The organism is Micromonospora arida, assembly GCF_003857035.1.
Classification (GTDB): domain Bacteria; phylum Actinomycetota; class Actinomycetes; order Mycobacteriales; family Micromonosporaceae; genus Micromonospora; species Micromonospora arida.
In genome coordinates, this window is sequence record NZ_QGSY01000220.1 from 1 (window position 1) to 20,887 (window position 20,887).

Annotated in this window: 16 protein-coding genes; 13 read left to right on the forward strand and 3 right to left on the reverse strand. The window is 72.0% G+C overall.

The annotated features are described in order from the left end of the window. On the reverse strand, nucleotides 1–544 hold a 544-nt coding region (locus DLJ58_RS21390), incomplete at its 3' end, for a plasmid pRiA4b ORF-3 family protein (RefSeq protein WP_148098003.1). A 150-nt stretch (nucleotides 545–694) separates the two neighbouring features. Between DLJ58_RS21390 and DLJ58_RS21395 the strand changes: the two genes are divergently transcribed. After that, entirely contained in the window at nucleotides 695–1,441 is a 747-nt protein-coding gene (locus DLJ58_RS21395) for a pyrimidine reductase family protein (protein ID WP_124858787.1), read from the forward strand. A 4-nt stretch (nucleotides 1,442–1,445) separates the two neighbouring features. On the opposite strand, the gene DLJ58_RS21400 is transcribed toward DLJ58_RS21395, so the two are convergent. Together DLJ58_RS21400 and DLJ58_RS21405 are read right to left on the reverse strand one after the other, a co-directional pair. Then, a complete protein-coding gene (locus DLJ58_RS21400; RefSeq protein WP_124858788.1) occupies nucleotides 1,446–2,183 on the reverse strand; it encodes a hypothetical protein in 738 nt (245 codons plus the stop codon). Beyond that, nucleotides 2,176–2,694, reverse strand: coding sequence for a SigE family RNA polymerase sigma factor (locus DLJ58_RS21405; protein WP_124858789.1), 519 nt, complete (start codon nucleotides 2,692–2,694; stop codon nucleotides 2,176–2,178). The genes DLJ58_RS21400 and DLJ58_RS21405 overlap by 8 nt, the downstream gene beginning before the upstream one ends. A gap of 233 nt (nucleotides 2,695–2,927) precedes the next feature. Between DLJ58_RS21405 and DLJ58_RS21410 the strand changes: the two genes are divergently transcribed. From DLJ58_RS21410 to DLJ58_RS21465, 12 genes are all read left to right on the forward strand, one after another. Beyond that, nucleotides 2,928–4,679, forward strand: coding sequence for an ATP-binding protein (locus tag DLJ58_RS21410; protein ID WP_124858790.1), 1,752 nt, complete (start codon nucleotides 2,928–2,930; stop codon nucleotides 4,677–4,679). 18 nt (nucleotides 4,680–4,697) lie between these two features. Beyond that, complete coding sequence (locus tag DLJ58_RS21415; protein ID WP_124858791.1) at nucleotides 4,698–5,846, forward strand: exonuclease SbcCD subunit D; 1,149 nt, start codon at nucleotides 4,698–4,700, stop codon at nucleotides 5,844–5,846. Next, nucleotides 5,846–8,320, forward strand: coding sequence for an AAA family ATPase (locus DLJ58_RS21420; RefSeq protein ID WP_124858792.1), 2,475 nt, complete (start codon nucleotides 5,846–5,848; stop codon nucleotides 8,318–8,320). Before DLJ58_RS21415 ends, DLJ58_RS21420 begins: the two co-directional genes overlap by 1 nt. Then, entirely contained in the window at nucleotides 8,317–9,276 is a 960-nt protein-coding gene (locus DLJ58_RS21425; protein ID WP_124858793.1) for a hypothetical protein, read from the forward strand. Before DLJ58_RS21420 ends, DLJ58_RS21425 begins: the two co-directional genes overlap by 4 nt. A gap of 18 nt (nucleotides 9,277–9,294) precedes the next feature. Beyond that, nucleotides 9,295–10,152 carry a spermidine synthase gene (locus DLJ58_RS21430; protein WP_124858794.1) on the forward strand — a complete coding sequence of 286 codons (858 nt, stop codon included), beginning with the start codon at nucleotides 9,295–9,297 and terminating at the stop codon, nucleotides 10,150–10,152. Nucleotides 10,153–10,277: 125 nt separating this feature from the next. Then, entirely contained in the window at nucleotides 10,278–10,970 is a 693-nt protein-coding gene (locus DLJ58_RS21435; RefSeq protein WP_124858795.1) for a sigma-70 family RNA polymerase sigma factor, read from the forward strand. Then, nucleotides 10,967–11,749, forward strand: a complete 783-nt coding sequence (locus tag DLJ58_RS21440; RefSeq protein ID WP_124858796.1) for an anti-sigma factor family protein — start codon at nucleotides 10,967–10,969, stop codon at nucleotides 11,747–11,749. The genes DLJ58_RS21435 and DLJ58_RS21440 overlap by 4 nt, the downstream gene beginning before the upstream one ends. Before the next feature lie 203 nt (nucleotides 11,750–11,952). Further along, nucleotides 11,953–12,600 carry a hypothetical protein gene (locus DLJ58_RS21445; RefSeq protein WP_124858797.1) on the forward strand — a complete coding sequence of 216 codons (648 nt, stop codon included), beginning with the start codon at nucleotides 11,953–11,955 and terminating at the stop codon, nucleotides 12,598–12,600. Nucleotides 12,601–12,802: 202 nt separating this feature from the next. Further along, complete coding sequence (locus tag DLJ58_RS21450) at nucleotides 12,803–14,869, forward strand: DUF6541 family protein (protein WP_124858798.1); 2,067 nt, start codon at nucleotides 12,803–12,805, stop codon at nucleotides 14,867–14,869. Nucleotides 14,870–15,214: 345 nt separating this feature from the next. After that, nucleotides 15,215–17,026: a stealth conserved region 3 domain-containing protein gene (locus tag DLJ58_RS21455; protein ID WP_244219068.1), complete on the forward strand. Its 1,812-nt coding sequence runs from the start codon at nucleotides 15,215–15,217 to the stop codon at nucleotides 17,024–17,026. 14 nt (nucleotides 17,027–17,040) lie between these two features. After that, a complete protein-coding gene (locus DLJ58_RS21460; RefSeq protein WP_124858799.1) occupies nucleotides 17,041–18,009 on the forward strand; it encodes a hypothetical protein in 969 nt (322 codons plus the stop codon). Further along, nucleotides 18,006–20,843 (forward strand): stealth conserved region 3 domain-containing protein, encoded by a 2,838-nt coding sequence (locus DLJ58_RS21465; protein ID WP_124858800.1) that lies wholly within the window; start codon nucleotides 18,006–18,008, stop codon nucleotides 20,841–20,843. The genes DLJ58_RS21460 and DLJ58_RS21465 overlap by 4 nt, the downstream gene beginning before the upstream one ends. Nucleotides 20,844–20,887 lie beyond the last annotated feature (44 nt).

Sequence of the window (20,887 nt, forward strand, 5' to 3'; positions counted from 1 at the left end):
GGGTGGTCGCGCGGGTGGGGTCGAAGCGGGACGGGTCGAAGGTCGGACCCGCCCAGTCACGCAGGATCGCCTGACGAGGGCTGGCGAGGTCGGCCGGGGCGGTCTGGTCGTCCAGGGCCTCCAGGAGCGCCTGGTAGCCCAACTGCCCGCCGACACCCTCCGGCGGGCAGGCCCGCTCGCCGGCCAGGCAGACCGGGTACCGCTCCTCGGGGTCGGCCGTCAACGCGTCCTCCACGACCAGGTCGTGCTCCCACCAGTCGCCGAAGTCGTACGTGTAGGAGAACCGGCTGCCCTTGCCGAGCACCGCGTCGAGCCGCACGTCCAGCTCGTCGTGCAACGCCAACTCCCCGTCCGGGTCCGGCTCGCCGTACTGCACCGCGTCGATCTCGAAGGAGTGCAGGTGGCAGTCCCGCCAACCCATCGCGTGCTGCACCACCCGGTGCAGCCGGTCCAGCGTGTAGCCGGCCGGCACGAGCACCCGACGCCACACCGGCGGGCGGGTCCCGGCGAGAGACATCTTCAGCTGGAAGATCTGACGCGCCATGCTGTCCTGTCCTCCCGCGGCTTAGGCTGCGAGCATGATCTGCCGAGCGTGCCGGGCCCGGCGACACGACGACTGCCCGGGCCGGAACTGGTGCGACTGCCAGCACCGTACCGCCGAACCCACCCCTCCGGTCACCGGTCCGGCCGGCGAATGACCGTCGGAATTCCGATCCGACGGCTCTGGCCCGAGCCGTCGACGCAGCCGCTCGACGACGCCGCGCTGACCGCCCTCTACGGCCGCGCCGACAAGCCCCGCCTGCGGATGAACTTCGTGGCCAGCCTGGACGGCGCGGTCACCGTTGACGGCTACTCCGCCGGGCTCTCCGGCGAGCCGGACAAGCGGGTGTTCGGCCTGCTGCGGATGGCCTGCGACGCATTGGTCGTGGCCGCCGGCACACTCCGCCACGAGGAGTACCGGGCGGTCCGGCTCAACGAGCGCCGCCGCGCCTGGCGCCGTGCCAACGGGCTGGCCGAGTACCCGACGCTGGTGGTCGTCTCCGGTTCGCTCGACCTGGACCCGGCGCAGGCCGCCTTCGCCGACGCGCCGACCCGCCCGGTGGTGCTCACCCACGCCGACGCCGATCCGCCGCCCGGGCTGACCGACGTCGCCGACGTGCTGCGCTGCGGCGCCGAGCGGGTCGACCTGGCCGCCGGTCTCGCCGAGCTGCACCGCCGCGGGCTCACCCAACTGCTCTGTGAGGGCGGCCCACACCTGTTCGGCGCGCTCACCGCCGCCGACCTGGTGGACGAGCTGTGCCTCACCGTCTCGCCGCTGCTGGCCGGCCCCGGCCCCGGCCGAATCACCGCCGGCGACGCCGCACCACCCCGGCACCTGCCACTGCGCCACGTGCTCGCCGCCGAGGACGGCGTGCTCCTGCTCCGCCACGCCCGTCCGTGAGATCTCAGTCGATGAGCACCGCCCCGGGAGCCCACGGGATCTGGTATCGCCGGCCGTCCTCGGTGCTCGCCCAGACCTGCACCTCTTCGTACGGCTCGGCGGCGACCACCTCGACAACCGCGCCCCGCGGCGCCGCGCCGAGCGGATGCGGCACGCCGTTGGCGACGACCTCGACGGTACGCCCCTGAGGCGCCTGGACCAGGACGTAGAGCCGGCTCCCGGAGCGACGGGCCACGGCAACGCCCAACCCACTGCCGGCGGATCGGACGGCCGCGCAGACCACGTCACCGTCGACGCAGGCCAGGTCGTACGAGAGGTGGTCGAGCAACCGGCGCGGTTCGCCCACGTCCGGGGCGGTCAGGACCTCGACCGCCTGTCCCCCGGCGACCCGCTCCTCGGCGCGCGGTTCGCGCCGGATCAGCACGAGCGTCTCCGTACCGACCCGGCCGACAGCCACGACCTGCGCCTGCGTCACCGGTCGACCGTCGGGGCCGACGATCCCGGCCGGAACCCCGGCACCGGCGATCGGCCCGGCGCCCCCGCCCTCGCTACCGGCCGGCCCCAGGTGCGGGAGCAGCAGGGCCCCGGCGGCGACCACCACGGCCACCATGCCGGCAGAGAGCAGCAGACGCCGACGGCGGCGCGCCCGGCTTCCCGTGACGACCCGTTGGGCGAGACCGGGTGGCAGCTCCACGGTCGCGACGGCGTGGTCGAGCAGGGCGGCCACCTCGTGGTCACGCATGGTTCTCCTCCGCGAGGTCGAGGTCGAGTGGGGGAACACCGGCCGCCTCCAGTCGCACCCGCAGGCGGTGCAGACCACGGGAAGCCTGGCTCTTCACCGAGCCCACAGAACACTCCAGTTCGGCAGCAGCCTCCGCCTCGGAGAAGCCAAGCCAGTACCGGACCACCACCACCGCCCGCATCCGCGGTGGAAGCTCCCGCAGTGCCGTCAGCAGCAACTCCCGGTCGTCGACCCGGGTCATCTCATCCTGCTGCGGTATCGCGTCCGGAAGACCGGCGACCCGACGTCGGTTCCACGGTGAGCGCCACCGGCTGACCAACCTGTTGGTCATCGCGCGACGCAGGTAGGCCTCCGGCTGCCGTTGCCGGACCACGTGCCAGCGCGGGTACGCCTGCTCCAGCACCTCCTGCAGCAGGTCCTCGGCGTCCGCCCGCTGCCCGGTGATCAGTACGGCGAAGCGGAGCAGTCGCGAGCCGCTCGTCGCGACGAAGGCGCCGAAGTCGTCATTCATACGTGCTCCATGCCTAGGTAACGCGACCGGTGCCCCGGGAGTTGAGTCCGACCTCGCGCGGTGCACGCCAACACGACTCCCGCCCACCTCATGCGCTCGCTCGAGCACCCAGCGTCATGAGTGTGACGGCGCATGGTGTCGTCCGACGCGTCGCGTGGCGACCTGTCGTACTCCTCGGGCAGGATGCAGGGCATGCGCGCCGACCGTGATGCCCGAGCGACCCGAGTCGCCCGATGACCGACGCCGACCTCGACAGCCCTGGCGAGGCGGTCGGGCGGGTGCTGGGCACCGCCGACGCCACCCCGTTGCAGTTCTGGACGGCCGTGGCGCCCGGCAGTTACCTCCAGCTCGACGACGTGGTGGTCACGCGACGGGAGCTGCCGGACCGGGAGCCGGTGACGATCGCCGGGGTGGTCACCCAGGTCCGCGCACGCCACGAGGGCGCCCAGTTCGAGTCCGACGTGTTCGCCATCGCTGACGGCACGCTGCCCGCCCAGGTGCAGGAGGCGGCCGAGGTCACCACCACCCGGGTCGATCCGGAGCTCTACGTGCCGCCGACCCCGGGCGCGGTGGTGCACCGGGCCGAGGGTGACGCCCGGGCGCGCGCGCTGCACTTCGACCGGATGGAGCGGCGCATCCCGATGGGGATGGGTCGCGACGGGGTGCCGGTCTACCTCAACGCCGACTTCCTCGACGGCAGTCGGGGCGCGCACGTCTCGATCTCCGGCATCTCCGGGGTGGCCACCAAGACCAGCTTCGCCACCTTCCTGCTCTACTCGGTGTTCCGCTCCGGGGTGCTGGGCGGCGACGCGGTCAACGCCAAGGCGTTGATCTTCAACGTCAAGGGTGAGGATCTGCTCTTCCTGGACCACCCCAACACCCGCCTCGACGAGCCCACCCGCGCGGCGTACGCGAAGCTCGGGTTGAGCGCAGGCGCCTTCCCCGACGTGCGGGTGTACGCCCCACCGCGGGTCGGCGACTCGGCCGGCACGCCGGATGTGAGCAGTCGGCTCACCGGGGTGGACGCGTTCTACTGGACGCTGAGCGAGTTCTGCACCGACCGCCTGCTGCCGTACGTCTTCGCCGACGCCGACGACGAGCGCCAGCAGTACACGATGGTGGTCCACTCGGTGGCCGCACACCTGGCCCGTTACGCCCAGCCCGCCGACGGCGGGGTGAGCATCGACGGGGTCCGCCTCGGCTCCTACGGCGATCTGGTCGACCACATCGTCGATCAGCTCAACGACGACGAGACCCGCTCGGACTGGGCGGGCAGCGCGGTGGGGCTGGGCACCGTCAACGCGTTCGCCCGGCGGTTGATCGGCAGCAAGAAGGACCTGGCCCGGCTGATCCGTGGCGACCTCGCCACCCGCCGCCCCCACTCGATCAACACGAGCGAGTCGGCCCAGGTCACTGTGGTCGACCTGCACAACCTTCCCGACCGCGCGCAGCGGTTCGTGGTGGGTGTGACGCTCAAGAGCGAGTTCGAGCGCAAGGAGAAGTCCGGCACCGCCAAGCCGCTGCTCTTCGTCGTCCTCGACGAGCTCAACAAGTACGCCCCCCGGGAGGGCTCCTCGCCGATCAAGGAGGTCCTGCTGGACATCGCCGAGCGGGGCCGCTCGCTCGGGGTGATCCTGATCGGCGCGCAGCAGACGGCGAGCGAGGTGGAGCGGCGGATCGTCACCAACTCGGCGATCCGGGTGGTCGGCCGGCTCGACCCGGCCGAGGCGTCCCGCCCGGAGTACGGCTTCCTGCCGCCCGCGCAGCGCCAACGGGCGTTGCTGGCCAAGCCGGGCACCATGTTCGTCAACCAGCCGGACATCCCGGTGCCGCTCTGCCTGGAGTTCCCGTTCCCGGCCTGGGCCACCCGGGTCTCCGAGGCGGGCCGGGCACCATCGGAGACGCTGCGCTCGATCACCCAGTCCGCCGACCCGTTCGCCGTGGTGGGCTCCGGCGGCGGCACCGACGACGACATCCCGTTCTAGCTAGGGGCCGGCACAGCCATGAAGATCCTGCACACCTCCGACTGGCACGTGGGAAAGGTGCTCAAGGGGCAGTCCCGGGCCGACGAGCACAAGGCCGTGCTGGCCGGGGTGATCGAGATCGCCCGTGCCGAACAGCCGGATCTGGTGATCGTCGCCGGTGACCTCTACGACACCGCCGCGCCCAGCTCGGAGGCGACCCGCCTGGTCACCAGGGCGTTGACGGCGCTACGGCGGACCGGCGCGGACGTGGTGGCGATCGGCGGCAACCACGACAACGGCCCGGCGCTGGACGCGCTGCGCCCGTGGGCCGATGCCGCCGGCATCACGCTGCGCGGCGGGGTGCGGGAAAACCCGGACGAGCACCTCATCGACGGCACCACCGCCGGTGGCGAGCGGTGGCGGTTGGCCGCGTTGCCGTTCCTGTCCCAGCGGTACGCGGTGCGCGCGTTGGAGATGTACGAGCTGACCGCCGCGGAGACCAACCAGACGTACGCCGACCACCTGGGCCGGGTGCTGGGGCGACTGACCGAGGGTTTCACCGAGCCGGACCGGGTGCACCTGGTCACCGCGCATCTGACGGTGACCGGCGCGGCCACCGGTGGTGGCGAGCGCGACGCGCACACCGTGTTGGGCTACGCCGTTCCGGCCACCGTCTTCCCGGCCACCGCGCACTATGTGGCGCTGGGTCACCTGCACCGGGCGCAGCGGGTCGCGGGCCCCTGCCCGGTGAGGTACAGCGGCAGTCCGCTCGCTGTGGACTTCGGTGAGCAGGAGAACATCCCCTCGGTGACGATGGTCGAGGTGACGGCCAGCACCGCCGCCCGGGTGCGGGAGGTGCCGGTGACGGCGGCGAGCGCGCTGCGCACGGTGCGGGGCACCCTGGCTCAGCTCGCCGAGATCGAGGCACCGGACGCGTGGCTGCGGGTGTACGTGCGGGAGCAGCCCCGCGCCGGCCTGCGCGAGGAAATTCAGGAGCTGCTCCCCCGGGCCCTGGAGATCCGGATCGACCCGGAGCTGTTGGCCGCGCCCGGCAGCGGCGCTCGCATCGCCCAGCGTTCGGGGCGTTCGCCGCGGGAGCTGTTCGCCGACTACCTGGACAGCCGGGGCCACGCCGACGAGGGTGTCCGGGAGCTCTTCGACGAGCTTTTCGAGGAGGTCGAGCACTGATGCGTCCGATGCGGTTGGACATGGCCGGGTTCACGGTCTTCCGGGACGAGACCACAGTCGACTTCACCGACGCCGACTTCTTCGCGCTGATCGGCCCGACCGGTTCGGGCAAGTCGACAGTGCTGGACGCGATCTGCTTCGCCCTCTACGGCATGGTGCCCCGCTGGGGTGGCGCCCGAGGGTTGGCGAACGCGCTCGCGCCGTCGGCGACCGAGGCGCGGGTGCGGTTGGTCTTCGAGTCCGGCGGCGCCCGTTACGTGGCGACCCGGGTGGTCCGCCGGGACGGCCGGGGCAACGTGAAGACCGCGAACGCCGGGTTGCAGCTGATGCCGGCCGGCTTCGACGTGACAAAACTGGACACCGGGTTGAGCCCGGACGACCTCGGCGAGGTGGTGGCCGGCACTCCCGCCGAGATGGAGCAGGCGGTGCTGGAGGCGGTCGGGCTGCCGTACGAGCAGTTCACCAGCTGTGTGGTGCTGCCACAGGGGCAGTTCGCCGACTTCCTGCACGCCAAGCCGGCGACGCGGCAACAGATCCTGGTCAACCTGCTGGGCCTCGGCGTCTACGAGGACGTGCAGAAGAAGGCGACGGCGCGCGCCGCGCAGGCAGAGGCCCGGCTGGAGGCGGTCGACCAGGTGCTCGCCGGGTTGACCGGCGTGGACGACGAGGCGTTGGCCGAGGCCGACGCCCGGGTGGAGCGGATGGCCGAGCTGGCGGCCGCGGTGGCCGAGGCGGTGCCGGAGCTGGCGGCTGCCCGGGTCACCGCACGGGAGGCCGCGGCGGCACTGACCGCGCTGGACGACGAGCTGACCGTGCTGACCGGGGTGCGTGCGCCCGCTGGGGTGGCCGAGGTCGCTCGCGCGGTCGCCGCGGCGCGGGCCGACGCCGAGGCCGCGGCGAACGGGGTGTCGCTGGCCGAGGAGCGGGAGGACAAGCTGCGCGGCGAGCTGGCCGCCGCCGGTGACGAGAGCGCGCTGCGACTGCAACTGCGGGCGTACGACGATCGGGATCGGCTGTCCGGCGAGGCCGACACGGTCCGGGCGACGGTGCGCGCGGCGAATGACGAGCATGCCGCTGCGGTGGCGGCGTTGGCCGCCGCACGGGTGGCCGCCGAGCGGGCCGACGCCGAGCTGGAGGCGGCCTTCCGGGCGCACGAGGAGGCGAAGGCCACCGACCTGGCGGTAAGCCTGCGGGTGCACCTGCATGCCGGTGCGGCGTGCCCGGTGTGCGAGCAGCCGGTGGCCGAGGTGCCCGCGGTGCCGGCCGATTCGGCGGTGGCCGCCGCGACGGCGGCGGGCAAGGCCGCGCGGGCCGCTACCAAGGCCGCGCAGGCGACCGTTCAGGAGCGGGACACGGCGGCGCGGGAGCTGGAGCGGCTGCTGGTGCAGGCGCGAGCCAGGCAGGAGCAGATGGAGACCCGGCTGGCCGAGCTGGACGGGCAGCTCTCCGGCGCGGCCGAACCGGCCGTGCTGCGGCGGGAGTTGGCCGAGCACGCCCGGTTGCGGCGCGCGCTGGAGGAGGCGGCAACCGCGGTCCGGGCCGGCCGCGAGACCGCTCGGCAGGCTCGGGCCGGGGTGGACGCCGCCGAGGAGCGGCTGCGGGCGGCGTGGCGGGCCTTCGACACCGCCCGTGACGGGTTGGCCCGGTTCGGCCCACCGGCGACAGACCGGGACGACGTGGCTGCCGCGTGGGCGGCGCTGACCCGGTGGGCGACCACCGAGGCGGACCGCCGCCGTGCCGAGCGGGCCGGTCGGGCCGCCGCCGTGGCGGAGGCCGAGTCGGTGGCCGACGGGGTGCAGCGGGCCATCGCGGGCATCTTCGCCGCCGCCGACGTGCCGGTCGGGGACGACCCGGTGCACGCGGCGACAGTGGCGGTGGAGCGGGCCGACGCCGACCGGCGGCGGCTGCACGAGCGTCGCGAGCAGGCCGGGACGTTGCGCGAGCAGCGGGCGGGGCACGAGCGGGAGGCGCAGGTGGCGCGTGCGCTCGCCGGGCACCTGCGGGCCAACAACTTCGAGCGGTGGTTGCTGGCCGAGGCGTTGGACCTGCTGGTCGACGGCGCGTCGGGGATCCTGCGGGAGTTGTCCTCCGGGCAGTACGAGCTGGTGCACGACAAGGGCGAGTTCGTGGTGGTCGACCACCACGACGCGGGGCTGCGTCGCGGCGTGCGCACCCTCTCCGGGGGTGAGACGTTCCAGGCGTCGCTGGCGCTGGCGTTGGCGCTCTCCGAGCAGTTGGCGGGGATGTCCACCACGGCGGCGAGCCTGGAGTCGATCGTCCTGGACGAGGGTTTCGGCACGCTCGACGCCGCCACCCTGGACACGGTGGCGGCGACCCTGGAAAACCTGGCGGCCCGGGGCGATCGGATGGTCGGGGTGGTCACCCACGTGCCGGCGTTGGCCGAGCGGATCCCGGTCCGCTTCGAGGTGCGCAAGGATGCCCGGTCCGCGCGCGTGGAGCGGACGGGCCGGTGACTGACGCCGCGTTCTTCGTGGATTCGTGGGATCCGGCGTACGGGGCGTCCTTCGAGGCGTCCGCCGCCGGGCCGGCCGCGCCGAGCAGCGCCCAGGTCGACGCGGATGTGGAGTTGCCCGCCGTGGACTGGCGGGCGATCGGGGTACGCCCCGGGGTGCGGGCACCCGACGTGGTGTTGCTGGTCGACGGGGTTCGCCGCATCGACGCGAGCATCTGGACGGCGGAGACCGACGGCCTGTCGTTCCCCGGGTTGGCCGCCTCGTACGCGGCCGGGGTGGTCCGGTGTGACCTGGGGCGGGGTGCGGCGCAGCTGGCGGGCACCCGGGTCGGTCGGGGCCTGTTCACCGCGAGCCCGTCGGCGCAGGATGTGGTGGCGGGTGCGATCCGTTACCCGGTGCACCGGGTGGGTGGCACCGGTGAGCTGGCGAAGCTGCCGGCCGCCGTGCAGGGCCCGCTGACCGCGTTGGAGGTGGCGGTGTCCGACGCCGCCCGCGTCGACGGTGACCTGTTGGTGGTGGACGGCCCGCTGCGCAGTCGTCGGCAGCTGCCGCGCACCCTGGGCTACATCAAGACGCAGCACAGTCAGTACCTGGATGCCCGGCTGACCGCGGTGGTGACGGGTATGGCGTCGGGTGAGCGCTCCCCGGTGTTCCGGCTCGGCACCGCCTGGGGTGGTTGGTCGTGGTATTTGCGGCTGCCGGTGGCGATCGGCGCGCCGTGGGCGGGCGTCGTTCGGGTGGAGTGCTCCGCCGACCTGCCCGTCGAGGCGGCGATCGAGCTGGCCGACCTGTCGCTGGTGACCCTGCCGCGCTTCGCTTCCACCCCGTACAAGGATCCGCGGGCCCCGCAGAACCTGATCCCGATCGCCGGCCTGGAGCGCCGGCTGCGGGCCCTGCTCGGTGATTCCCGGCTGCTGCACCGTGCGTTGACCGCCGCGGCCCGCGCCGCCCGATGAGCGCGGACACTGGTTCCGATGGGGCGTAAGCGGGCGGGTGACCGGGTGGTCGAGCAGGTGGACACCGGGCTGGCGGAGCTCGTCCCGGCTCCGGACCGGGCCGGCTCGTGGACGCTGCTGCTGGACGGCGCGCCGCAGTCACACGTCGACCTGACCGACCCCACCCACCTCGAGTTCGAGTACGTGCGGCGGTTGGCCGCCGCCGTGGACCTGATCGCACCAGCCGGTGAGCCGCTGCGGGTGCTGCATCTGGGTGGCGGAGCGCTGACCCTGCCCCGGTACGTCTCCGCCACCCGACCCGGGTCGACCCAGCGGGTGTCCGAGGTGGACCGTGCGTTGGTGGAGCTGGTCCGTCGGGCGTTGCCGTGGCCGTCCGACGCCCGGTTGCGGGTCCGGGTGGAGGACGCCCGGGCGGTGCTGGCGTCCACCCGGGAGGCCAGCTACGACGTGGTGGTCGCCGACGTGTTCGCCGGTGCGCGTACGCCGGCCCACCTCACGTCGGTGGAGTACGCCGCCGAGGTGGCCCGGGTGCTCCGCCCCGCTGGTTGGTACCTGGCGAACCTCGCCGACGGCCCGCCGCTGCGGCACGCCCGTGGGCAGGTCGCCACTGTCCGATCGGTGCTGCCGCAGGCCTGTCTGGTCGGGGACGCGGCGGTGCTGCGTGGGCGCCGGTACGGGAATCTGGTGCTGGTCGCCGGACGGTCCACACCACCGGTGCCGGAGCTGACCAGACGCGCTGCCGGCGACTGGTTCCCCGGCCGGGTGGTGGCCGGCGACGAGCTGGACCGCTTCGTCGGTGGCGCGCAGGTCGTGCGGGACGCCGACGCGACCGGCTCCGATCCACCACCGCCAGGGCTGTTCTCGGTACGGCGCTGACCGTCCACTCGACAGCGGCGGGGAAGTTTTTTCGTCGTTTGTTGATCCGCCGGGGCGGGCGTTGCGTACCACCGGGCGGCCCACCTCGTGGGCCGGCGTTGGTCACGGACATCCCGGAGGTCTGCATGCACGCGGTGGCGGCCGGTTGGCATGGCGACGCGGTACGCGCTGACTGGTTGTCGGCGCGACCCTCGTCACGGTCAACCTCGTCTGCCCGAGGGGTCGACGCGCGGGCGACGCCTCGCCAGAATGGTCCGGTGACGCCGCGACCGGCGCCCGGGCGCCATCAGGCGACGACAACCGAGGCCAGCCACTCCGACCAGTTGATCCGTCAGCTCTATGCCGAACACGCCGGCCCGTTGCTGATGTTCGTCATGCGTCTCACCGGGGGGGACCGGCAGCGCGCGGAGGACATCGTCCAGGAGACGCTGCTGCGGGCCTGGCGCAACGCGCACCGCCTGGGCACCCAGGGCCAGGGTTCGCTGCGGCCGTGGTTGGTCACGGTGGCCCGCCGCATAGCCATCGACGAGCACCGCAGCCAGGAGGCCCGGCCGCCGGAGACGTACGACCGGGACCTCACCGCGTTCACCGAGGCGGACAGCACCGACCGGGTGCTACGCACCATGACGGTGGCGGACGCGCTGCGTACGCTCAGTCAGTCGCACCGGGAGATCCTGATCTCGACGTACTTCCGGGGGCGGACGGTGCCGGAGGCCGCCGAGGAGTTGGGCCTGCCGCTCGGCACCGCCAAGTCGAGGGTCTACTACGCGCTGCGCGCGCTGCGCACGGCTCTGCAGGAGCGGGGGGTGACAGAATGAGCCGGCCGGACCACATGGACGTCGCGGCGTACGCGCTCGGTGTGCTCGACGAGCAGGACACTGAGCGGTTCGAGGAGCATCTCGCCACCTGCTGGGCGTGCGCGGCCGAGTTGGAGACGATGGTGCCGGTCGTCGGGCTGCTCTCCGACATCGACGGCGAGACGATGATGGCGCTGGAGCAGACGGCGACCGACCCGGCACTGCTGGACCGGACACTCGGCGCGGTCCGGGCCGACCGGCGGCGTACCCGGTTTCGTCACATGCTCGCGACGGCCGCCGCGGTGGTGGTCTTCGGCGGTTTGACCGGGTACGGCTTCGTCAGCGTGACCGGCAGCGAGCAACCGCCGGGAGTGCTCGCCGGGTCGACCCCGAGCGCGCCCAACGACCCGCCGACGAGCGTGCCGACGGCCGCGCCGAGCGGCCCGGGTGTGGGCGGCACCGAGGTGGAGGGCGACCAGGTCGAGGCGACCGACCCGACCACCGGTGTGCAGACCACCATGTTCCTGGTGACCAAGGACTACGGCACCCGGATCAATTTCAGCCTGCGGAAGCTGCCCGGCCCACGCGTCTGCCGACTGGTGGTGGTACGCAAGAACGCCACCACCGAGGTCATCTCGACCTGGTCGGTCCCGGAGGGCGGCTATGGCACCAACAACCGGCCGCAGGGTCTCGAACTGAGCGCCTCGACGTCGGCTCTGCCGAAGGACATCAAGCAGCTCCAGGTGCAGTCGGTGGATGCCAACGGCGTGGCGAGTCCGCTGGTCACCGTACCCATGTAAGCGCGCCTACCGCATCGGCGCCGGTCATTGTCACAATGACCGGCGCCGATCTGTCGTCACACAAAGGGTCCCTCGCGGGGGCGTACGCACGGCGGCCGAAAACGGTTCAATCGGTTTACGTGAAATTGACCACTGTTACTACTTCAACCTTGACAGCCCGCCCGCCGTACCTATGGGTGAACTGTCAAGAATGAGGAGGGCACGTGGCACAGATGAAGCGGACCGTCATCGTCGCGAGCGCGATGGTCGCACTAACGGCCTGCGCTCCCGCAGGTTACGACGGGGCGAACTCGAGCGCGGCCGAGCCGGTCGCCGTCGCCGCGGCCGAGCCCACCGCGACGGTTGAACCTGAGGCCTCGGCTTCCCCGGAGGCGCCCGCCGCCGACGCCCCGCCCGCGGACGTCGACCTGACCGAGAAGTTGGTCGGCAAGAGTGTCGCCCGGATGGGCAAGGTCGTGACCGACCAGGACGGCTGGATCCTGTACCGCTTCGACAAGGACACCGCCGACCCGCCGTCGTCGAACTGTGTCGACAAGTGCGCCGAGGTGTGGCCTCCGGCACTGACCGACGGCAACCCGGAGCTCACCGGCGTCTCGGACGACAAGGTCGGCAGCGTGACCCGGCAGGACGGCACCCGTCAGCTCACCGTCGGCGGCTGGCCGGTCTACCGCTACATCGGTGACAAGAAGCCCGGCCAGTGGAAGGGCCAGGCTGTCGGTGGCACCTGGTTCGTGGTCCAGCCGGACGGCAAGAAGAACCTGAGCTGCCTGCCCAAGGGCACGCCGAAGGCGGTCGCACCGCCGGCGGACAGCGGCTCGAACGACGCCGGCGGCTCGGGCTACTCGTACTGAGCCTGGTCGCCCACGAGGGCACGGTGGTCGGTCGTCGCCGGGGAGGGCGCGACCGGCCACCGTCGTGCTGAGGGACCTTCGGGGATCAGCGGTCCCAACGGCGGCGCCGACATTCGGCAACAGGAGGGCACCGCCCACCGCCCTCGTTCCGGTACTCTTCCGGCCGCCGCGGCTGCGCGGCGACCCACGGAGGGAACCAATCTTGACCACACTCATCGCCCTCTTCGTGGCCGTCGTGCCCGGGGCGCTGCTCGGCTTCGCCCTTCCGCCGGGGCGGTACCGCTGGGTTGCCTGGGCGGCCGCCCCCGCCCTGACCCTCGGCCTGATCGCGCTGGCGATGGCCTGGCTGCCCGCGCTCGGGCTGCCCGACAGCGCCTCGGCGGTGCTCGTCGCGGAGCTGCTCGTGGCCGGCGCCGCGGTCGCGCTCTCCCGGCTGCTCTCCCGACGCAAGGCCGCTGACCGGCAGCCAACCGCCGAGCGCGACGCCGACGACACCAACGGCGACAACCGCCGCTCATTGGTGTCGCGCTTCCGGATCCGGCCGGTCCGGCCGGTCCTGCCGCGCCGCGCCGACCTGATCGCCGTCGCCGTGCCGTCGGTGGTGAGCCTGGCGTACGGCTGGGCGATGGTGGGGAGACTCGTCGCCACTCCCGGCTGGGACGCGATGAACCACGGGTACATGGCGAGGCGCATTCTGGACACGAACAGCGTCGACATTCCCTCGGTGTGCAGTTCGGGTTCGACCGACACGGTCACCTCCTGCGAGTTCTATCCGCTGGCGGAGAACGTCGCCTGGGCGCAGGCGACCCACCTGTCCGGCGGGTTGCTGAGCACGACGATGACCGCGTGGGCGATCGTCATCGGGCCGCTCGCCCTGGTGGCCGGCATCTACGCCGCCGTCCGGATCCTCCGCGGGGGACCGGTGATCGCGGCCGCCGCCGCCACCGCTCCGGCCTTCCTCGGCCCGATGTGGACCTCACTGATCACCGGTCGGGTCAACGAGCAGACCGCTCCCTGTCTGGCCGGTGGCGTCGCCCTGCTGCTCGCACTCTCCCTGCGCGGCCCACATCCGGTACGGCTCGGCCTGCTGGCCGGCCTCGGGGGCGCCGGCATCGTGATGATGCACTCGTACGACGTCCTCTTCGTCGGCGTGCTCGCGCTCGGTTTCCTCCTGGTGGTGCCGGGAGCCCTGACCTGGCGCCGCAGCGGGGCGGGCATCGGCGCGGCGGCCGTCGCGGGCCTCGTCCCGATCCTGCCCCTGATCGGCGTCATCCTGGGCGCCGGCGGTGAGCGGATCACCGAGCCGCCCGAACTGCTCGGCCAGTGGGGCAAGGCGATCGAATACTGGGTCACCGATCCGCAACGCTACGTGCTGTGGGGCTTCCCGGGGCCGGGCAACAACACCCAGCTCGACGGGCTGGCCGTTCAGGTCGGCGTCTGGATCGTCATCGCCTGCCTGCTCGCGTCTCCCCTGTCGCTGGTGCTGCCGCAGGTGCGCTGGGCCCGCCCGTGGCTGCTGGCCGGCGTCCTGTTCACGCTCCTGGGGATCTGGACCGTCGCGTCGGGCTCGTCGGCCGCACAGGCCCTGGCCGGCCTCTGGTACGGCGACGCCGAACGACCCCGTTCGATGATCTTCCCGGTGTACGGGGTGCTCACAGTGGCGGGCGCGACCGTCATCGGGTTGGGAGTCCAGTGGCTGCTCGTGCGGTTCGTCGCCCGTGCCGGGACGCTGCGCGGATCCGCTGTCCCCGCAGCGGTCGCGGCCTCGGTCGTGGTGGCGAGTCTGGCGTCGCTCGCCCTGGTGCCCGACACGTGGCGCCCGCTGCGGAAGACGATGGTGCAGCGGGCGCCGGTCGGGCAGGAGTACACCCGGACTTTCGAGTGGCTGGCCGAGCACACGCCGCCGGGCAAGGTGGTCGCGTACGACCGGCACCGGCAGTTCATGTCCTGGGCCCACGCCGACTACGGCGTCCCGACGCTGTTCGGGATCCCGCCGCTGGAGAAGGTGGGCCGGGACAACTACACGGACCGGTGGCGGGCGTTCACCTGGTTGGTCAACCAGAAGGGGCCGAAGAACCAGGGCTGCACGGTACGCCGGTTCGGTATCGAGTACGTGGTGGTGGGCGGCCGCGACTACAAGGGCTGGCAGGCGAACTACAAGCAGAAGCGGCTCGACGACAGCAAACGGGTGACCCTGGTCCACCGGGAGGGCCACGTGCGGATCTACCAGGTCACCGATGCGGGGCGGGCCTGTTCGTCCGCGCAGTGACATTTCGCCGTCGGCACCGACGGTACGTCGTGAATGGTAAATGCACTATTTGTCGCATGTAATCCGAACGGACAGTTACCCCGAGGTGAGGAGAGGGTGTTCCGGTGGAGATCGCACTGATACCTTTCCGCTGCGCGACCGGCGAGGTGAGGCGGCCGCCCATGCGGCATGCCCGCACAGGCGATGGGACGACGCCGACCGCTCGCCGGTCGACGACAGGAAACGGGGGCAAGGCGTGGAACGCAGGGTGATCGTTGCCCTTCCGCGGTCGGAACGGAGTGGCCCGGCCCGCCCGCGCCGCCGGATCGCGAGGGACGCGCGTACGCGTCGGAACGGCGGTCGAGCATGATGCTGCGCCCCCACCGGGTGGTGCCGAAGGCGTACCGGGACAAGCTCATCCAGCTCGTGCCGCCTCAGCGGCAGCTCTGGCTCGTCCGTCGGTTGACCCAGGTCACCGCCGCCCGCCGATCCCGGACCGCGCCCGGTGAGGTGCGTCAGGTCCGGGATGTCGACGGCCACCGGGTGCAGGCACGGGTGGTGGAGGAAGCGACGCCGCTGGCCCTCCGGCAGCGCAACCTGGACCTGGTCACCCGGGCGTTCGACAAGGCCGGGATCGACGGTTTCCACGTGCGGCACGCCGACGACCTGCGCAGCGCGATCGCCGTGCCGCGCAAGCACCGGGTGAAGGTGCTCAAGGTGCTCGCCCGGGCCACATCGGCCGACGGGGTCACCCTGCGTTTCGTCGACTCCGGCCGCCGCGAGGTCAGCGCCAGCCACCGTGACGCCATCGCACAGGTCTTCCACGCGGTCACCGACCCCTTCGGTCACACCGTCCTCGGCAGCGCCTTCGCCTGCGAGGTCGAGTTCTGGCGTACGGTCTCGCCGCAGGAGAAGCCCGAGGCGGACCTCGTAGCGCCGCGCGGCAACCAGGTCGCCACTGCCGTACCGGAGACGGGCGAAACGATCCGCGTCCCGGCGTCCCAGCTCAGCCGCTTCGTGCCGGCCGGTGGGCCGGCCACCTACCGCACCCGTTCCGAGTTCGCCGGCCTCGGCCACGAGCACATCACCTTCCCGATCGACCTCGTCTACACCTGGGTCGACGGTGACGACAGCGACTGGCAGGCCCGGAAGAACGCGGCCCTGCGTGAGCACGGGCAGGCCGAGATCAATCTGGTCGGCGCGCACTCCTCGCGCTACGCCAGCCGCGACGAGCTGCGGTATTCACTGCGCTCCGTGGTGTCGTTCGCGCCGTGGGTCCGGCAGATCTACCTGGTGACCGACGATCAGGTCCCGCCGTGGCTGGACGTCGAGCACCCGACCGTGCGGGTGGTGCGCCACCGCGAGATCTTCGGTGACACCGGCCAGCTGCCGACCTTCAACTCGCACGCCATCGAGTCCCGGTTGCACCTCATCCCGGGCCTCAGCGAGCACTTCATCTACGTCAACGACGACATGTTCTTCGGGCGCCCGCTGCTCCCCACCACGTTCTTCCACGCCAACGGCATCGCGAAGTTCTTTCCGTCGCCGGCCCAGTTGGACGTCGGCCCGGCGACCGTCTACGACGCGCCGGTGACCGCGGCCGGCAAGAACAACCGCCGGCACATCGAGGAACGGTTCGGACGCACCATCACGCAGAAGATGCGGCACGTCCCCTACCCGCTGCGCAGAAGCGTGCTGGAGGACATCGAGCGGCACCTGCCGGCCGAGGTGGTGGGCACCGCCGGGCACCAGTTCCGGCACCCGAAAGACCTCTCGATCCCGTCCTCGTTGCAGCACTACTGGTCGTTCTTCTCCGGTCAGGCGGTGCCCGGGTCGATCCGCTACACGTACGCCGACCTGGCCGACCCGTCCACCCCGGTGAAGCTGGCCAACCTGCTGGCCCGGCGGCACTGTGACGTGTTCTGCCTCAACGACACCGACTCGGGCGACGTCCTCCTCTCCGAGCAGCTCGCCATGCTGACCGACTTCCTTTCGGCGTACTTCCCATTCCGGGCGCCGTTCGAGCTCACAGCCGAGGTCGAGGCGGAGCGGGCGAGGATGACGGCGACGGCGCGGGCCGCGACGTACCTTCCGGAGGCCGCCGTGGTCGCCGGTGAGCAGGCCCTCGCGGCGGGCGGGGCCGACGGGACGACCGACGAACCCGAGTGGGTCCGGTGAACCCGGCCAACCGGATGGCACAACCCCGCCTGCTTCAGGCGATGCACGGTGCCCGCCGTCGCGCCGGTCTGGTCACCGACCGGCTCGTCGAGCGGGTCACCCGCCTGCGGCACGACCCGGTGGCTGGGCTGCCGCCGGCCGACTGCGACTTCTTCGCCGTCCTCGACGGGCGCACGCTGCACGTGCACGCGGTGCTGCCGGCCGACACCGAACCGACCGACCGGGCCGCAATCTTCTTCGTCCGCGACGGCGAAACGCTCCGCTGCCCGGCGAGGGTCGGGCGGGAGGCCGGTCGGCTCGCCGTGGAGGCGGTGGCCCGTCTCGGTGACTCCACCGACGAGATTGCGCTGGGCAAAGGCACCTGGTCGATGGGGCTGGCGGTGGACGCCGGCCCGGCGGGTGAACGTCGCTTCTCCCTGACGGTCGAGGAGACCCCGGATCGGGACGGACCGACAGTGGGCAACCCGCCGCACCCGGTGTCCGGCTGGTCGTACCGGCCGGGGCGCAGCGGCGACGGGCTCGCACAGCTCACCGTCACCGGCGCGCGCGCCAGGGCCGAGGTGGTCCAGCTCGCGACCGGCCACGCTGAGGCCCGGATCCGGGCCCGGCTCGTCGGCGTACGGGCGCAGGACGCTCCGGCGATCGTCTTCACGCCGCGGGGCGGTGGCACCGACGTGGTCGTGCCCATCACGCTGGTCGGCGACGACTTCGAGTTCGTCGTACCCCTCGCCGACCTGGCGCCGGACCATCTGGGCGAGGAGGTCATCTGGGAAGCGTGGGTGCGCACCTCCGCCACCCGCGTGGTCCGGCTCGGTCGGTTCCTGCACGACCTCACCGACCCGCGTACGGTCCTCCGCGTCAGCCGGGCCGTTCTGCCGCTCGACGGCGACCAGTTCGCTGGTTACCGCCCGTACTACACCCCAGCCGGCAATTTGGCGGTGGCCTGCCTCCGCTTCACACGTTTCACGGGGACCCCGAGTTGAAGATCACATTTCTCCTGCTGACCGCCGATGCCATGGGCGGCACGGAGCGCGCCATCCTCACGCAGGCCGACCACCTCGCGCGACGTCACACGGTCGAAGTGATCAGCGTCTACCGCACCAGCGACGAGGGCTTCTTCCAGGCCGACGAGCGGGTACGGATGCGGTACCTCGTCGACCTGACCGGCCCGGCCCCGCGGCCGATCCGCCCGACGAACGTCGACGACGAGGCGTACGCGGCGCTGTACCGCAGCCCGAGCCGGTTGATGCCGGCCCGGTGGGAGAAGCAGGGCAGTCGCCTGGCCGACCTGGAGATCGACCGGGCGCTGCGGTCGCTCGACACCGACGTGCTCGTCTCCTCCTCGCCGGCGCTGATGGCCATGGCCACCACACTGGCGCCGCCCTCCGTGGTCACGGTGCACCAGGAGCACCGGCCGTCGCAGTTGCGGGGCGGAACCGGCGAGCCGCTGTTCCAGTTCGCCCCGCGACTGGACGCGCTGGTGGTGCTGACCGACCGCACCCGGGACTGGTTCGTCGACACCTTCGCCTCGTCCTGCCCGCGGATCGAGGTCATCCAGAACAGCATCCCCGACGGGTTCCGTCCTCGGTCCACCCTCCGCAACCCGGTGGTGAGCGTGGCGGGCCGGATGGTGCCGGAGAAGCGCATCGACCACGCCATCCGCGCCTTCCGCACAGTCGCCGACGCCTATCCGGAGTGGACGCTGCGGATCTTCGGCGACGGCCCGCTGCTCGGGGAGATGCGCGGCCTCGCCGCCGACCTCGGCCTGAGCGACAACGTGCAGGTGCTCGGACCGACCAACCGGATGGTCGAGGAGTGGTCGAAGACCAGCATCGCGCTGCTCTCCTCGCGCGACGGTGAGGCACTGCCGTTGGTGCTGCTGGAGGCGTTCGCGGCCGGCGTGCCGGCGGTGGCGTACGACATCCAGACCGGCCCGGCCGAGATCATCACCCACGGCGCGAATGGCTTCCTGGTCAGCTCGGGCGACATCGACGGTCTGGCCGACGCGATGATGAAGCTCATCGCGGATGATCGGCTGCGGGAGGACTTCGGTGCCAGTGCCCTGCGCGCCGCCGAGGACTACCGCATCGATCCGATCATGCACCGCTGGGAACAGCTCTACGCGGACCTGATCGCGGGGCGGGCCGAGGGCGAGCAGGCGCGTGCCGACCGGCTCGCGGCGTGGATCGGGCGCACCGGCGGAGCCGGCTTCGCTCCCGCCGCTCCCCGTCCCGCTCAGGTCACGAGCGGGTTGGACGTGGCGACCGTCGAGGAGCGCATCCAAGAGGCCGTCTCTGGGCTGGTCCGCTCCGGCGGTCGCCTCAGCGTCGTCCGGGACAACCTGACACCCGCCGACGCCGCCCACGAAAACTTCACAGCGGTGACCGATCTCCTCTGGCGCCACGGCATCTCCTACTGGGTGGCGCGCGACCACGGCGTCCGATACCGGGTGGTGGTCGCCCCGGAGCATCGTGACGCGGTCTTCGCCGCCTTCGCGGAGGAGTTCTCCGCCGCGCCCTTCTACGCCGAGACCCTCACCACGGGCGCCAAGGTCACGGCCGTGACCCTCGCCGCGTGCCTCACCAGCGAGAGTCAGGCCGCCGAGGCCATCGGCCTGCGGCTGTTCCGGCCGGTGGTGTCGTCGTCGCGGACCCTCCGGTACGGGCCAGCGCTCGGCTGTGACGTCGAGTTCTGGACCCCGTCCCAGGACGGCTCGGCGCTGGTCGCCACTCGTCCCACGCTGGTCGGCCCCAGCGTCCCGGTGGCGGCCATGACACCGGCCACCCTGACCGTGCGGGGTCGGGAGCATCCCACCATCGAGCCCTTCACCCACCGACTCGTATCCGATCTGGACTTCCCGGTCGACGTCGTCTACACCTGGGTGGACGGCGACGACCCGCAGTGGCGCGCGGCCAAGGACCGGGTCCTCGCGGAGCTGGGGCGGGAGCCACTCGCTGCGGCGGACGGATCAGCTCGTTTCCGGGACCGCGACGAACTGCGCTACTCGCTGCGCTCCATCGACATGTACGCGCCGTGGGTCCGCAACATCTACGTGGTGACGGCGGGGCAGACCCCGACCTGGCTCGACACCGACCACCCCCGGGTCTCCGTCGTCGACCACCGCGAGCTGTTCGGGGGACGCGGCACCCTGCCGACGTTCAACTCACACGCCATCGAGTCGCAACTGCACCACATCGACGGCCTCGCCGAGCACTTCATCTACTTCAACGACGACTTCTTCCTGGGCCGCCCGGTCCGGCAGACGCTGTTCTTCGACCCGACCGGCCTGGCGAAGTTCTTCCTGTCGCCGACACCGATCCCGATGCTCGACGTCGCGGCGGACGACGACTACAACTTCAGCGCGGCCAAGAACAACCGCCAGCTGATCCGGAGCGCGTTCGGTCGTACGCTGACCCATGGCCTGCTGCACGCGCCATACGCGATGACCCGCAGCGTCGCCAACGACCTGGATCGGCAGTTCCCCGACGACGTGAAGCTCACCGCCACGTCCCAGCTACGGTCCCACTCGGACGTCTCGGTCGCGTCCTCGCTGCACCACTACGTCGGCTACCTCACCGGGCGGTCCGTGCCGGGCAGCATCCGGATGAGCTACGTCAACACCGGCGAGCCGTCGGAGCACCCGCAGCTGACCCAGATCATGACGACCCGGAGTTACGACTCGTTCTGCCTGAACGACACTCACCACGGTCACCTAGACGCGGCGGAGCAGGGCCGGATCGTCATGACCTTCCTCGAGAGCTACTTTCCCGTGGCCAGTCAGTTCGAGCGGGGCAGCGTCCGCAACCGGGCCCGCTGAACGGAGCCCTGTCGAGGTTCCCGCTCAGCGGGAACCTCGACTTC